A 14852-nucleotide genomic window follows, 5' to 3' on the forward strand; every position below is an offset into this window, starting at 1 on the left:
CAGAGCCTTGAAATCGAGTTCGTACTCAAGACCACGAAACGGGCGCTGGGGCGGCGTAAACCGGGAATCATCAACAGTGACCAAGGTAGCCATTTTACGAGTCCAAAGTATATCGATCTGTTGAAAGAGAACGAGGTTCGGATTAGCATGGATGGCAAAGGCCGTGCCAAGGACAACATCGTCATTGAGCGCTTCTGGCGCAGCCTGAAATACAACGAGGTCTATATCAACGACTACAACAGTCCTCGAGAGATGAGACAGGATGTGGAACGATACATCCATTTGCACAATCACTATTTGCCGCATCAGTCTCTGCAAAACCATACGCCGGCGACTGTGTACAACCGGGACGTTATCCTGTTACCCACATGTAAATGATCAAAGAAAAACATAGCTCCCGCGCCTTCGCTTGGGCTACGTCCTCCACCTGTGGGCATCTACTTCACTGGTAGTATCTATCAGAATTCCCAACTCTGAAAGATTAACTGCCTGCCCTTCGGGGCAAAGTCAACAAACATTGTGAATGATTTCACACCTTAAAAATCTAAAAAAACTGTCTTGACATCTTTTAGCACCATACTGAGTAAGACATAATAAGAGCAATAGTTGAAGAGGCATATGAGGAATATGCCCGAACAATGAGTGATTCAATGCGCGAAGAGTATAATCGGAGATTAGTGACAACGCTTGAAACAAAAGAATCTGTCGAGCGAATTGTCGCTGAGTCTGGTGGAAATATCGTGGGTAGTGTTCTATTATATCATTCGACATCTAGTGCAAGTGAAAGGGTAGTTCGTAATCCTGGTTGGGCTGAATTACGATTGCTTGCCGTACATCCGTCGACACGTGGTCATGGAGTAGGAGCTTTGCTTGTACAGGAATGTATACGACGCGCTCAAATTAATGGCGAGAGGGCAATAGGATTGCACACAAAGGACGAAATGCATTCTGCTGTTCGCCTGTATGAGCGTCTTGGCTTTACTCGTTTTCAAGAGTATTAATAAAGGGGTATTGCTATAATTTGGATAATTGGTAAGTCAGTCTCATTGGTTGAGTTTCTGAAATAGGCGGGGCGCTCATAAGAGCGCCCTGTTCTGTTTTCAAAGAAAACTTGCCGTTACAGACAGCGCGGAGAACCGTACCATAAGTGACGGCGAAAAATTGGGTTGTGGGTATGGTGTTGAAGGAGAACCGTATCACAAGTGAGGTAAAGGAACCATTTGAATTAATTATAGAAATAAATCTCATCAAGCGACACTTGAATTATGGTTTTTAGGTTAAAACTGAATTTAGATTGACAAATACAACGTTTTTGGTAAAATTGATTTATAAAACCAAAAGCGTGGTGATCACATGGGCAAGAATACCTTATATATACCAATGGCTGATAATTATAAAACTATAATTATTGATGCGATTAGGAATGCAAATAAAAAGGACATAATGGAATTTAGAATGGAAAGAAAGGTCGAGACATTCAATAGCGTCCACTTTTTGAAATGGGATTTCATCAACACTAATATAATTCGGATGCTTCCGTCAGATCAGTTCCAATGTGTAAAAGTTAAGAGAGGTCCTTTGTGGGAACTTGTCTTGATTTATGATAAAGAAACACAGTATTTATATGCAGCTATGCAAGAGAAAAGATTTCGTCAATTGAGTGAACGACTTTATAAAGAAACAGTGCACTACATAGATGCCCTTTCTTCAATAAATAACGACTTGGAAGCTGATGTAGATCTTAACCCAGCCAAACAAATTTATCTTTTTGAGACTGAAAATGTTGACTGGAATAAACAGGTTGAATATGAATTGAAGCTTATGTTACATCTGCTTGAGGGTGAAGTTACGCGATTTGTTCTTGTTACCTTTTCTACCGATAAAGGTGAGATAGCATCGGTTAATGCCATTATGCCTAATGCTGAATTGGAAATAGCCTACGAAGAAAACTGGAACGAGTTTATTACAGCCGATTTTAGCGCAGCATTTGAATTGCAAGGAACTACTTCTGAACATGAGGAAGAAATTTTTGTTGGTCTTCGAGAAGGGGTCGTTTCTCATCAGCAAGATGACCTTGTACAACTTAGAGATGATGAGACGGGGAAGGAAGGTTAAAATTCTTTCTCGCTAGGAGGAATAAGAATGGTTTTAAGAGTTTTTAACGGGGACAGGTTAAAGGCAGCAAGAATTTACAGAGGTAAGACAATTGCCGAATTGGCTGATGAGGTACAAGTTAGCAAGCAGTCAATTTCACAATACGAAAATGGGAAAGCGAATCCTAGTTTGGAAACACTACTAAAATTAATTAGCGCCCTTGGGTTTCCAAGGGATTATTTTTATGAAAAGGACAATAAGAGTATCAAAGTAGGTACTACTTACTTTAGAGCACTTTTATCTACCAACAAAAAAGATCGTCTTTCACAAGAAGAGAGAACAAAAATCTTAGCAAAGATATATCACACTTTAAATCAATTTGTGCAATTTCCAAAAATAAATATCCCCCCAATACGGGAAGGGATAAATGACATTGAAAAGATTGCTCAAGCTACGCGCGATTATTGGAAGTTGGGTACTGACCCAATACCTAATATGGTTTACATTCTTGAAAAGAATGGATTCATTGTAACCTCATTTGGCACAGATAATGCGAACATCGACGCTTTTAGTCAACGACAAGAAGTTGATGGAGAAGAATATTTTTTTATTGTTCTTGGAAGTGACAAGAGTTCGGCAACAAGAAGACAATTTGATGCAGCCCATGAGTTGGGGCACATAATGTTGCATGATTGGAATGCTGATCTGGAACTTGTATCTCGTGAAGAGTTTCGTCAAATGGAAAATGAAGCGCATCAGTTTGCAGCTTCATTTTTACTGCCAAAAGAAGCTTTTTTGAAGGATCTGATCTTACCAAATAATTTAGATTTTTATATAGAGTTAAAAAAGAAATGGAAAGTATCAATATCTGCAATGATAGTGAGGGCTTATCAGTTAAAGGCAATCAACTATAATCAGTACCAGTACTTAATGAGGCAAATATCGAAGAAGGGCTGGCGTACTAAAGAACCATTAGATGATGTTATTCAAGTATCCAAACCCACCGTTCTGAGAAAAGCTGTAGATGTCATACAAAGTAACGGGGTTCTTTCTGGGGATCAGTTTATGCAGCAACTTTCTAAAAATAATGTGAGTATGAATAAAGATGAGGTAGAAATACTGCTTGGGTTAGACCGAGGCACTCTTAGTGAAGTTAAGCAAAATGTAGTCGTTTTAAGTCTGCGTCATAAAGATGTAAGAACTTAAATTAATAACGTCACACTGCTTTTCGGGGTGGTATCGTTTTAATCAATATAACTGTTATGTTAGGGGACTGCGAGACAGACTTGTCCGATGCTTCCGGAGTAGGTTTCAAATTTACGTTATAAACCCGTCGATCTCAAAAAAATGCCGAAGCCCCTGCGTTGGTTCGGCTACTTTTTCTACACACTTATCATCATCCTTTTGGTTGTATTCATTGTTTCATATGTCGTTTATCAGATGTAACAAAACCGACCGCCCTCTGCTAATGTGCAGAGGGCGGTCAAAATTAGTCACCAAGTTCCTGGTTATTAATGGAAACCGAAGTCTTGCCAGCTTTAAACAGGTTTTGCTTGTACTGTAGGAAGTCTTGCATGTCATTAATCGTTTTTTCATCATGAAGCTTGTCGTATAACTTTCCAATGAGAATACTTTCCGCATATTTGTTTCTTACGTAATCACTGCTATAGAACTCATCCTCTGTCAAGCCTGTAATTCGGATTCGATTAGTCATCAATTCTCGAACCATATCGTTATCCGGATCGTTTTTCATTTGCAATGCTTCTCTTTCCTTTGCAATAACCATATCGATCTCTTCATCCGATACGGTAAGTCCCAGCTCCGTTGCACGTTTGGCAGTAAGAGCTGTGCTAATCAAGTTTTCAACAATTTGTTGATCGGAGAGTTTAGTCGCCGCCGCTGCGGATTTATCGGTTTGCAGACTATTGGAAAGTTCCAATGAACCCTTGTAAAAAATAAAATCTTCCATGGAAATTTGAACGCCATTTCCTTCGGCCACAACATTTGTTTTAAGGTTTTTCGCGTGTTCCAGATTCGCTTGAATTTTATCAAAACCGGCTGCTATCTCTTTTTTGGAGAATGGCGCATCTGCATAAATCGCAGAAACGCTAACTACGGCCACAAGAAACAGGCTCAACAGAAAACCAAGTGGTTTTTTCGATTTCAATGCCAATACCTCCTATTTAATGTTGTACCGTAAATTTGTCCGTAATGCTGTCGCCGCCAACACACATAGATGGAGTTGGTTGCACGAATCCATAATTATCGACATTCACGGAACCTGAAATCATGGAACCAAATGTGGCATTCGTCTCATACCCGATAATTGTCGTACCTACAGGAACAACGTATGTGCCTCGAGTAGGCAAAGGTACGGCAGTTGATCCCCAATTGGTTTGCTTTCTGATCCCGACCGTGTCACCACACTTAGCCAATCCATAGGAAGCGGTATTATTCAAACTGATGTTTGCCTCGGAGTAATTATATGTGTATAAAGTCTGACCATCTCCTAAAAAACTTATATCGTATCCTAATCTAGAAGAAACCTTTGCCCATATGGAGAAACTTATTCCTCCGTCATGCCCCCACTGAATAATCAGCTTATCCGTCTCATGTGCTTCAGCGCTTGCCAAAATGGGAATTGAAAACACCGATAAAGACAGGGATAAAACAATCGCCATTTTCTTGGTAAGTTTTTTGAAAAACATAGTGCAGAATCCTCCTTTTTAGTATATTCAAATCCTGTACAGCAAGTTATCCCTCCCCTCAACTACTATTCTTCATATCCCGGATTTTCCTGAGCTGCAACGACATCCTTCTAGTTAAATCATGCTGTCCTACTTATTATAACGTTACGAACTAACAAAATCTGACGCAAATCATCAAAAATAATTTGAAGAGAGACACAAAGAAGCCACAGGTCGTTCTCAATTTGATACCGCTCGTATCTCATTTTGTTGTATAATTTAAAAGGAATATGTTAACATAGATGGGAGGGATATACCAATTAGAAACCAAATAGAACAGCAAACTCCTCTTTCCATCACGACATAAATGGGGGTATAGAATGGAACAATGGCTTTTCCTATTACGAGTAAACATTGATGAACTGGATGCCGAAGTTCAGGAGGATCTCTATCGTTCCTATCACAAATATGTGTATAAGTACATATTTTTTATAACGCGGGAGCATACAGCCACAGAAGACATCATACAGGAATCATTTGTAAAGGTGATAACACAAGGGTCGAAAACTGCCCATGCTTCCAACTTCTCATCCTGGGTTAGACAAATCGCGCGGAATACGGCACTGGATTGGTTAAGAAAATATAAAAACAATCGTCAGGAAGTCGATGCTGAAAGCGTTACTATTATAGATAACCAAATGTCGGTTGCCGATAAAGTCGAAAACCAGATTCGGAATGAAATGCTGCATCTGGCGATCCAAGAACTAAAACCGGAACATCGAACGCTATTAATAATGTACTACTTGGAAGACAAGTCTTACAAAGAAATTTGCAAAGAGCTTCACCTCTCCGAGCAGATCGTGACCCAGCGTTTAGCCAGAGCTAGGAAAAAGCTGCTCCAACACTTTTCAAGAAAATGGAATGATCATGATGAATGAGATCGAAAAATGCGAACACGAAGAAATGAAAAAAATAGTTGAAACCCTATACCATGACATTAAAGTACCCGAGCCTTCCAATTGGGATTCGGTTCGTCAGAGATTGCAAAAGAATCGAAGACGCAGGAAATGGCTGACTCGTTTAAAAATAGGTGGATGCATTGCAGCTATCTCCCTTCTACTTAACCTTGTTTTTAGTGAAAACATTCCGTCCACCTATGCACAAGTATCCTCTTTCCTGTCTAATGTAAAAAATCAGGTTATTCAATATTTCTTTGACTCGCCGGAGGAGAATTCAAATTCAATGAGGGGGAGCGCTAAAACCATCCCGCCGGATGATGATGGTAATGAATTGAATACAAGTCTGTCAGAAATAACCACACTAGAGATGGCAAAGGGGAAGCTATCCTTCGCTCCTCTTATTCCCACCTATATGCCAACCTCTTTTGAACTGGATCGTGTCCGCATTTTTCAAGAGGCAGGAAAAATTTATAATACTGTACACTTGGAATATGTAGCCGACGACGATAGCGTAATTCAACTCTCTGAGCAACTAATAGACGAGCAGACAGCAAGGATCAAAACAGATATTCATGAAGAAGCAGGGATCATTAAGGAAATCAAAATTGGCAATCAATACGCGATTTTAGTCGATCTACCTGATGGGTTTGTCACACTTGAATGGCTGACAACCGACCGAATCAAAATCGCCATATCCGGCCAAATCCCAAAAGAAGAAATAATGAAGATTGCAAATAACCTGCAATAAATAAACGAACGGGAGTACTCCCGTTCGTTTATTTAATTAATTTATGAGCATCGAGGAAGAATAACGTGTTCCTGATTCCGTTAGGGAACCTTTCTCGATCCAATGATAAGCCTTCGTACGGTAATAATAGCCGGATGCGACCGATATTTCACTATGCGAGGCATAAGCGAAAGTGGAATCCGTCTCGTAAGCAGCCTGCCCAGTCACAACATCTACCCAATCATTTCCAGTCCAACGTTGTAAGGTCAATTTTACACCGATTGTGTCAACTCGTTTCAAAGATGAGCTGTCACCAGAAATAGTGACCTTCTGATTACCTTTGTCGGTTATGTAAGCATGACCTTGGTTTAAGTAGCTGAAATCAGGATCGAAGACCGTGAACAAGGAAATATCCGACGGCGGCGGTGATGTTTTCGCGGCGACATTTTGAGCAAATGTCGTGCCTGGAACAAGTAGCAGCACAGCGACGATAAACATGCAAATTGGAATAAATGTGAACTGTTTCAAGGAATGAACCCCCTTTGATAATTTATATCCTCAAAAAGAAATAAACGGGGCATGTTATGAAAATCTAACGCATAATATAAAAAATTAACCCCAGTGTTCCAGTTGGCTGAGGGAACTGACCCTACAGCTTTTATTCGCTTGGGTCGTAACGCTTCATAGAAAGTTTTCAGCTTCCACTAGCCGCGCCGACGGCTGTTCAAATAACTAGCGGCTGAAAAAATGGCGTACCGAATACTCCAAGGATCTGCTCTGCCATCTCCATCATAACCAAAGCCCATATATTTGGCAATCACATTCGGATCGGTTAGTTCCCAATCCAAACCTGAAGGGAAACGAGAGTGGATGAGCTCTTACGCGGCAGCTCCTTTTCGTTTATTTAAGTAACGGGCAGGATAGATCGAATTATGGTAATATGAGGGGAACCCTGAAGGAGGCGAAATTATGATGAAATTTAAGTTAGGAATTATCATCTTGATATGTATGATCGCATTAGTAAGTTGCTCTAAAGATAATAATGTCAAGGGAAACAAATATAGTGTTCAAGATGCTATTAACGCTTTTGAATCACAGAATTTAAAACTAGTACCATACGGGTTGACAGGTACAATACCAACATTGAATAATGTTATTCCAGAAATGAATTCGGTTGAAGATGTAGCAACTGTAGATCATTCTGATCCTGAATTTGTTTATTTTTATATTTTCAATTCAGAAGCTTCTCGTAAATCCGGTGTCACAGAATTTAATAAGGAAATGAAAAATGCCAAATTCACAACGTATCCTTTTTTATATGAGAAAGGAAATATACTCACTATTTATTGGGCTAAATCAAAAGAAAAGCCACACCTTAATGAACAAATCAAATCAGCGATTGAAAAACTGTAAAGGTAAAACTGGCTGACAGGTGATATTGTGATTAGCCATTAAGCTGGTGGGAAACGATAGCCTAATCACCAACATCCAGGCCGCCGATTACTTCGGTGGCCTATTGTGCTTGTCATGAAAGCTTAAATCATAGCCCTGGAACGAGTATAAAAGATTGGCAATTATGCGCCGCGGCAGATTTTTCGCATTGCCCCGTTAAGCTGAACCGTACCATAAATAAGGGCAAGTTTAATGCGGAATTCCTTACAGCGTATGGGTTTGAAGATATGTGTGTTGGTTTCGGGCTAAGGAAACGCTAGAAAGGTACATAGGGCATTCGTTTCGGCTCATGGCACGATACAGGTAACCCGATTGTCGGCTGCCAATGCTTTTGCGGGCGATTTCATTAGACCGTGAACAGCTGTTTTGAATACAGCGTAGGATAGCTAAGAGCCTAATCCGGTCTGTCCGGCGATACTGCTAAGATTGACGATCGCTCCTTGACTTTTTTTCTTCATGTAGGGGGCAACAGCCCGAGCGCAGTAAAACATGCCCTTCACAGTCACATCGAATAATTCGTCCCATACTTCCTCCGTTGCCGCCTCCAAATCGTCCATCGGAATATCGCGGTTGCTCCCCGTGTAGCCAGCGTAAAGCTGGTTGCCTCGCCAATTTCCACGGTGTGCCCAAACCTCGCCACGGGAACAGAATAATATAGAGTCAACAATACTTTACAGGGGGTGTTTCTTTGAGCAATAAAAACATTCATGGCTGTCCTGCCCCTCAGAACATCACGTTGGCTCAGCGCCTGCAACCAATTGTAGGTCGGACGGTAACGGTGTTCCAACCTGGCTTTCCGCAGCTGACAAGAACAACAGGAAAGCTCTCCAATGTGACCTCGTCCTCTTTTACAGTGGGATCAACGGTAGTGAATACCCAAACCTCCTTCTTTATTGTCCTTAACGAGCTTGTTAAAAGGACAAAGCCATTTGGTTTGACGGCCACCGCAGAAGACATCGGTGAGCTTCACGGGAGACTAATCCGTGTTGGAAGAAATTTTGTTGAGTTTATCAAGATGCCAGGCCGGAGGGTTCCTACTCTGTTTCCGTTAAATCAGTTCACTGAAGTCGTTTGCGAACATGAAGAGGAGGAATAGGAACTGCGAACGACCCGCAAGTAGTGCGCATGAAGATCGAGCGCCATCTTACGGGTCGTTTCATTTGCATCAACTGTGGGCACATGCTGGTGAAACATCCAACACATAACTTTATACTGGGAGGATTAACTCATGGCAAATCGGGCAGGAACCTATGTCGCCTTTGATGGTTTAGAAAAGAGACCCTACAAAGTCTGACTTTAAATACTATGCCACTCTTCAAGCATGGAGTGCGAACAAAAACATCGAGTTTCGCTGACTAACAGTCATGAGAAAACTCGATGCGGTACGCGATACAAGTAAACGGGCAACATTGTATGCGCGCATTCAGGAACGGCTTAGGTCATCAAAAAACATGCTCATCGAATAAGACTCGTTATACCGGTAGCGTTTTATCCTATGAGATCGAGCAGGCCATAGACACATACAAAATTCCGAAGCTTCCAAATCAAAAATTATATATTGTTCCATTTAAACCTCTAACAATATAAATACCGTTCCTTTAAGGCGAATAATCGGTTTCTCGTTCAAAGGCCATACTTTTTCCAATCATCCACGCCGGTAATAATTGGTAACCAGCAATCCATCGTAAATTCAACCGTTTTATATGGTTCCGCATATCCATCTGTAACTGCCGTTCCTTTGCATTGAATGTGCACTTTATCGTCTTTAATGTCTACTATGTTCAATAGATAATTCTCAAAGGGCTCGTGCTCCCAAATGTAAAGAGTATCCTCCCGTTCATCGGCTTCTTCAATGGTTTTCACCTCAAAGCTCATACCGATGAGATCGGATAATGAATTTTTGTTTGTTTGTATTGGGTTGATTGAAACATATGGTTCAACATTATCATCTCCTTCAAAGGTGTTTTCTTGGAAGTGGGCATCCACAGATATATCTATCGTGTCACCATCGTCACTGCCATGGACATAGAATGCCGAACCCCTTTCGTCAGTACGAAGAGGAAATGATACACCCTGCAAAATAAACATACTATCATCCTTTTCTTATTTATTTTCACCTTATCGTCCTCTTACGCATGCACTTTGCAAAAACAGCTTATTAGCCGTATGTCAATTATTTTTCCAACGTTTTCTAAAACGCCTCATCTTTTACGTTTGCTGCCAAAAGCGCCGCTCATTTGTTTCGTGCCCTGTTTTTGCGCAATAAGTTCTAAATCGTCAACCTCTGGTGGAGTAAAGCGACATTAGAAATATCAGTCAAACGCTACACCCGAAATAAAATCCACTTCTTCTAAACACTACATTCCAAAAGAAATTCTAGGTTTGTTAGTTTTTGCTCTTCAGCCCATATTTGAACTCTCGTTGTTTCTGAATGTGTTTTAAGAAGAGCAAAATCCTCTTCCGTAAAGGATTGAAGAACAACGCCTGCTTTTTCATTATAATAACTTTTTTCCGACATAAAAAGAAAGCACCTCAAAAAATTAAATTTTCTCCGTTAGGCTTTGTTGTACTATAAGATATTTAAAATTCGTGGGATAGAAGTAGTTCTAGGAAAGGAAAGCGCCCCTGACGTCGGCCAATTTATAGACGATTAGACGTCTAGATTGGGCCATACGGGGCGCTTAGGTGATTTAGTGAAGCATGTGTTGAGCATGTGGGAAGCATTCACTCCTCGCTCACGCTCGGAGGATTTCGCTTTCGCTCGTCCGTTAATGATTTTTGATTTTGGTCCTAAATAAGCAGGTTTGTCTGCCACTGTACGACAGGCACCGTATATCGTACTTAAATAAGTGACAATATCGTATTCAAGTAATCAGTCCATTCGTATCAACGCATCCAAAGCCTTTTGCACCGCGGCGGATTTTTCGCCGATAGCCCCGTTAAGCTGAACCATGGCATCAAACGTTCCGCTCTCCTGTTGTTTCATCGGTTCATGTTCACTTCGCTCTTATATTCCGCTGCATACTGTATGAGGAAGTTCTCAGAACCTTCAGATCAAAGAAAGGGCCATCCCGCAAAGGATGGCTTTAAAAGATGCCGTTAAAGACAGCTCGGAGAACCGTATTAGAAAGGCAGCATCTTGTAGCAAGGTTACCCCGAAGCGCTTATATCTGCTGATGATCCCTTTTCCTACGGATGAAGCGCCGATCGATGAAAAAAGCGATGAGCAAGGACAGGACGCCGAGCAAAACCGGTACACCAAACGCTTCAAAAGAGAAGGGGCTGCCCTCCAGCTTCAAGTGGTCGGTGGCGCGATATTCGAGCCGCTTGGCGGCAAATTTCGCCGTCTGGATATCCTCCTGCCCGGCCAAATCCTCAAATGCGGGATCCATTGCAAACCGATCCGCCGCGTCACGGTGCAGGAACAGCAGTTTCGCGCTGTTGCCGCTGCTCTTCCATTGGTTGATGTCTTCGGCGGCTGTAGACTCGGCATCGGCACCGACAACAATCATTTTCGACAGCTTCGGCACGTCTTTTATCCGATAACGTGCGACTAGGTTCAGGCCGTGCTTCGTTACGATCGGTTCGTTCGCGCCGGAGACGGTCAACGTCGTCGTCGTACCGGAAGCGGCGTACGTATCGAATGCGGCGGACAAATCCAGTTCATCGGCGCCGTTATATAGCAGCACGCCCGCCTTTACTTTGTTCCATTGAAAAGCGTTGTTCAGTACGTACGTTATATCGCTCAGCCCGGCAACGAACGGTTTCATTTGCGGGTTTGTCACATAATCGTATGAGGGATAGTTCATCTCTCCCGCCACTTTCTTCGCCGCCGCCTCGCCCAACTGCTGGGAGATGACGTATAGCACAGCATCTATCCCCGATGTCAGACCGGCAGAAGATACGATATTGCCTTGCGGGACGTAGCGCCGATCTTTCACCCACTGGATTTCCGGATATTTTTTAATGAGCCGGTTGATGTCTCCCCAATGCGTCGCAGCCGATTTGCCGTTCAGCAAGCCGGTATCCGCCAGGTTTTCAGCCCCGTTGCAAATGGAGATCAATGTCGTCTTGGCGCCCGAGTGCTTCCGAATCCATTCACGGACGGGCGCATATTTTTTCTCGTCCAAAATCGGCATAAACGGAATGACGATAATGTCCGGGCTTTTGCCGAGCATCGCATCCATCTCGTCAAATGAATAATGCGGGACGACATCGAGTCCGCCAGTTAGTGATTTAATTTCGCGATCGGGGGCAACGCCGTATATATTGTAGGCTTCAGTCATCGCAAACATCTCATACGGGACGAGAAAATCGAACACTTCCGTCACTTCGTTCGCCAGCAGCACGGCCACTGTTGGTTTGTTCGCGTCATATTTCGGTACCTTCACATCCGTCAATGAAGGGGCGGCTTTATCGTAAACCGACATTCCGGCATTCATTGTATTGACGTACCCGATGGCGCCTGTCCCCCCTACGACGACGACAAAAACGATGAGATAGATAATGATGCGAAATAAAGTTTTCACTTGCTGCGCTCCTTCCGGCTAGTTTGCTTACCCGAAAAGTTTAACAAAACAAGATGAACATATCCTCTGTCTGTGGTTCAGTAGAGGGCCCGCCTAAAGTTTGAGCGGCCACTGGACCCTAGTCTGTATTCTTTTTTGAGCATGACTCGATAGGGCTATAATTTTAACAAAATGGTGACAAACGCGCTGCTCGGAGATGAGACTCCTGAAGAGCTAACTCTTCTCATCCTGGCGAAACCGCTAAAAATCAAAAAACATCAGGCTTAATCATAGCTCTTGCAACGAGTATAAAGGTAGGCAATTATGCGCCGCGCCAGCTCCCTTCGTATTTTTCGCCGATAGACCCGTTAAGCTGAACCGTATCACAAATAGTGGTAAAGCGCAGAATAGGCACATACTCGCCTGCCTTTCATGAATTACTATACATCAACAATCGTTGAAAAGCCCTGCAACTGTTGCCCAAGTTTGCAGGTATTCATGGAAAAGACGGATACCCTGCTTTACCAGTGAGTATAAAAAATTTCAAATTACTACTCCCAGTTTCGAAAGAACCTGATCTATTTCATCAAAATGTTCTTTGTCGCTTGAAGCATAAATCAAATTAAAACTATCGTCATTTTTCATTACCGTTATGATGCTGTCATCGTAATTCCCATAAAATTCGATACCGATCCAATGCCGAAAGGAGAAACCTTTGTTTTTAAAGTTCTCACGAATAAAATCCAAGTCAGTTTGTTCTATGGAATAGAACGATTCGCAGCCGTATTCAAGAGCGAATACGGTTTGCAAAAAGGCCATCGCATGAAAAAAATCGGTCAATGTTTCAAATTCCTTATGCCATACCTTTTCATCGTAACTCATATAGACAGGGGGATTAGTCCTTGATAAATCGTTCTTATGGATTCCCCAAACACAGACACGCTGGTTTTCGCAATAAAAAATTAAATATTCGCTATGTTTGAAATAGTCGAATTGCTCGGGCTTGATCAAACTATCTTGCGTATGATTCAGTCGCTCGTCTTTACCGAGTTCCAAATAATAATCTATAAACACCTGAGGCAATTCGCCAAAAATAGTTTTAATGATTTGTATCTCGTCATGACTAAACCCGTTTCGTTCTGTAATATGAAACAGGTTTTTAATCATTTTAAAATCAGTCATCCGCATCACACCTTATTTCATTTTTTTGATCCTTATTCCGAAATGCTATCATACTACCTTATTTAAAAACAAACGGAACAGCTGACCAAAGGGGCATGCATCCAAAGGGAATGTTGGCGGTTATAAAGATGAAGTTTTTCATACGAAGCGACGAGGGATTTAAAGGCAACGGTTACGATTGGGGGTCGTTGGCGGCAGTATTTCTGAAGGAATGAATGCCTGAACTTGTGGATGACGTACGTTTTGACCTCTCTTCGGCAGCTATGCGTTGGCTTTGTTGATTGCCTACCCTTTCATCGGTGTATGGTCCGATCGGGTCGGACGCCGAACACCGCTGCTTTTCGGTTTGCTCGGACTTGCAGGTGCAACGTTGCTGTTCGCCTTTGCGAACGGTTCTGGATGCTGCTCTTCGCTCGTGTGCTTCAGGGCATCGCCGCGGCTGCCTCCTGGACCGCTGGTCTGGCGTTGCTCGCGGATGTTTATCCCGCGCAGCAACGAGGGAAAGTCATGGGGATCGCGTTGTCCGGGCAAGCACTCGGGACGCTTCTCGGGGCGGTCGTCGGAGGCTGGCTGTACGAATGGGGGGGATTCCGGTTACCTTTTCTTGTAGCCGCAGGTCTGGCTCTGCTGGACGGACTACTGCGATTGACCATCCTGAATGACAACATTCGCAGGCCACCCACTTGGAGTCGCCATCGTGTTCGTACTTCTTGGTGTCGGCATGGGATTCATCCTTGCTCCGACGCTTCCGGAACTGGCGGATACCGCGGATCGCAACCATGTCGATGGTTACGGACTGGTCTACGCGTTGTACAATATTGCGTATCCGACCGGAATGTTTGTCGGGCCGCTCTTCGGTGGAATAACCGCCGGATGGACTGGCATACAGACGGCCATGATCGTCGCCGGCGGCTTCGTTGTACTGTACACTGTACCTATCATCCGATCATCGAAATCCAGATCACTCGGATCGAAAGGAAGGATATGACCCATGACAGGATTATCGCTTCCCCCAGGGCCCAAGGGACTGCCCTTTTTCGGCAATATGTTCGGCCTTGGCCGCGACCTTCTCGGCTACATGACGAAATGCGCCAACGTCTACGGTGAAGTGTTCCGCATCGAGAAAGATCGGGATACGATCATGACGGGATGCCAGTTGTAGACCGAGGTGGCCTCGAGCTCAATATGGAATTTGGGAGAAGACAGCTTGTCCGCCACAGCAACGATACTCGCAAGTGAGAAG

17 protein-coding genes and 2 pseudogenes are annotated in these 14852 nt (G+C 43.0%); 11 read left to right on the forward strand and 8 right to left on the reverse strand.

Annotated elements, in window-relative coordinates; translation table 11 throughout:
* The 4 genes from ACFQ0N_RS30725 to ACFQ0N_RS30740 all read left to right on the forward strand — a co-directional run.
* On the forward strand, positions 1-378 hold a 378-nt coding region (locus tag ACFQ0N_RS30725), incomplete at its 5' end, for an integrase core domain-containing protein (RefSeq protein WP_379333702.1).
* Between the two features lie 224 nt (positions 379-602).
* Positions 603-1001: a GNAT family N-acetyltransferase gene (locus tag ACFQ0N_RS30730; RefSeq protein WP_379333942.1), complete on the forward strand. Its 399-nt coding sequence runs from the start codon at positions 603-605 to the stop codon at positions 999-1001.
* 352 nt (positions 1002-1353) lie between these two features.
* A complete protein-coding gene (locus ACFQ0N_RS30735; RefSeq protein WP_379333704.1) occupies positions 1354-2115 on the forward strand; it encodes a DUF5986 family protein in 762 nt (253 codons plus the stop codon).
* A 27-nt stretch (positions 2116-2142) separates the two neighbouring features.
* Positions 2143-3300, forward strand: coding sequence for a helix-turn-helix domain-containing protein (locus ACFQ0N_RS30740; protein WP_379333706.1), 1158 nt, complete (start codon positions 2143-2145; stop codon positions 3298-3300).
* A 283-nt stretch (positions 3301-3583) separates the two neighbouring features.
* On the opposite strand, the gene ACFQ0N_RS30745 is transcribed toward ACFQ0N_RS30740, so the two are convergent.
* Both ACFQ0N_RS30745 and ACFQ0N_RS30750 read right to left on the reverse strand, forming a co-directional pair.
* Entirely contained in the window at positions 3584-4261 is a 678-nt protein-coding gene (locus ACFQ0N_RS30745; protein WP_379333708.1) for a SurA N-terminal domain-containing protein, read from the reverse strand.
* Between the two features lie 16 nt (positions 4262-4277).
* Positions 4278-4802 carry a hypothetical protein gene (locus ACFQ0N_RS30750; protein WP_379333710.1) on the reverse strand — a complete coding sequence of 175 codons (525 nt, stop codon included), beginning with the start codon at positions 4800-4802 and terminating at the stop codon, positions 4278-4280.
* Between the two features lie 359 nt (positions 4803-5161).
* On the opposite strand from ACFQ0N_RS30750, the gene ACFQ0N_RS30755 reads away from it, so the two are divergent.
* Entirely contained in the window at positions 5162-5719 is a 558-nt protein-coding gene (locus ACFQ0N_RS30755; RefSeq protein WP_379333712.1) for an RNA polymerase sigma factor, read from the forward strand.
* A complete protein-coding gene (locus ACFQ0N_RS30760) occupies positions 5712-6488 on the forward strand; it encodes a DUF4367 domain-containing protein (protein WP_379333714.1) in 777 nt (258 codons plus the stop codon). Before ACFQ0N_RS30755 ends, ACFQ0N_RS30760 begins: the two co-directional genes overlap by 8 nt.
* 36 nt (positions 6489-6524) lie before the next feature.
* Here the strand turns inward: ACFQ0N_RS30760 and ACFQ0N_RS30765 are convergent, their stop codons facing one another.
* Entirely contained in the window at positions 6525-6995 is a 471-nt protein-coding gene (locus tag ACFQ0N_RS30765; protein WP_379333716.1) for a hypothetical protein, read from the reverse strand.
* A 441-nt stretch (positions 6996-7436) separates the two neighbouring features.
* Between ACFQ0N_RS30765 and ACFQ0N_RS30770 the strand changes: the two genes are divergently transcribed.
* A complete protein-coding gene (locus tag ACFQ0N_RS30770) occupies positions 7437-7880 on the forward strand; it encodes a hypothetical protein (protein ID WP_379333718.1) in 444 nt (147 codons plus the stop codon).
* A 329-nt stretch (positions 7881-8209) separates the two neighbouring features.
* On the opposite strand, the pseudogene ACFQ0N_RS30775 reads toward ACFQ0N_RS30770, so the two are convergent.
* Positions 8210-8488, reverse strand: a pseudogene (locus ACFQ0N_RS30775) (SDR family NAD(P)-dependent oxidoreductase); the annotation flags it as partial.
* Positions 8489-8607: 119 nt separating this feature from the next.
* Between ACFQ0N_RS30775 and ACFQ0N_RS30780 the strand changes: the two are divergent.
* Positions 8608-9015, forward strand: a complete 408-nt coding sequence (locus ACFQ0N_RS30780; RefSeq protein WP_379333720.1) for a hypothetical protein — start codon at positions 8608-8610, stop codon at positions 9013-9015.
* Positions 9016-9542: 527 nt separating this feature from the next.
* On the opposite strand, the gene ACFQ0N_RS30785 is transcribed toward ACFQ0N_RS30780, so the two are convergent.
* The 4 genes from ACFQ0N_RS30785 to ACFQ0N_RS30800 all read right to left on the reverse strand — a co-directional run bounded on the left by ACFQ0N_RS30785 (position 9543) and on the right by ACFQ0N_RS30800 (position 13609).
* Positions 9543-10007, reverse strand: a complete 465-nt coding sequence (locus ACFQ0N_RS30785) for a hypothetical protein (RefSeq protein ID WP_379333722.1) — start codon at positions 10005-10007, stop codon at positions 9543-9545.
* 262 nt (positions 10008-10269) lie between these two features.
* Positions 10270-10437, reverse strand: a complete 168-nt coding sequence (locus tag ACFQ0N_RS30790; protein ID WP_379333724.1) for a hypothetical protein — start codon at positions 10435-10437, stop codon at positions 10270-10272.
* Positions 10438-11083: 646 nt separating this feature from the next.
* Entirely contained in the window at positions 11084-12448 is a 1365-nt protein-coding gene (locus ACFQ0N_RS30795) for a DJ-1/PfpI family protein (protein ID WP_379333726.1), read from the reverse strand.
* A 522-nt stretch (positions 12449-12970) separates the two neighbouring features.
* Complete coding sequence (locus ACFQ0N_RS30800) at positions 12971-13609, reverse strand: hypothetical protein (RefSeq protein ID WP_379333728.1); 639 nt, start codon at positions 13607-13609, stop codon at positions 12971-12973.
* Between the two features lie 399 nt (positions 13610-14008).
* Between ACFQ0N_RS30800 and ACFQ0N_RS30805 the strand changes: the two are divergent.
* The 3 genes and pseudogenes from ACFQ0N_RS30805 to ACFQ0N_RS30815 form a co-directional block, all read left to right on the forward strand.
* Positions 14009-14215 (forward strand): annotated as a pseudogene (locus tag ACFQ0N_RS30805) (MFS transporter); the annotation flags it as partial.
* 52 nt (positions 14216-14267) lie between these two features.
* Entirely contained in the window at positions 14268-14597 is a 330-nt protein-coding gene (locus tag ACFQ0N_RS30810; protein ID WP_379333730.1) for an MFS transporter, read from the forward strand.
* 3 nt (positions 14598-14600) lie between these two features.
* On the forward strand, positions 14601-14771 hold the full coding sequence (locus tag ACFQ0N_RS30815) for a hypothetical protein (protein ID WP_379333732.1): 171 nt from the start codon (positions 14601-14603) through the stop codon (positions 14769-14771).
* Positions 14772-14852 lie beyond the last annotated feature (81 nt).

It is taken from the genome of Paenibacillus sp. GCM10027626 (assembly GCF_042676285.1).
In the GTDB taxonomy this organism is placed as follows: domain Bacteria; phylum Bacillota; class Bacilli; order Paenibacillales; family Paenibacillaceae; genus Paenibacillus_Z.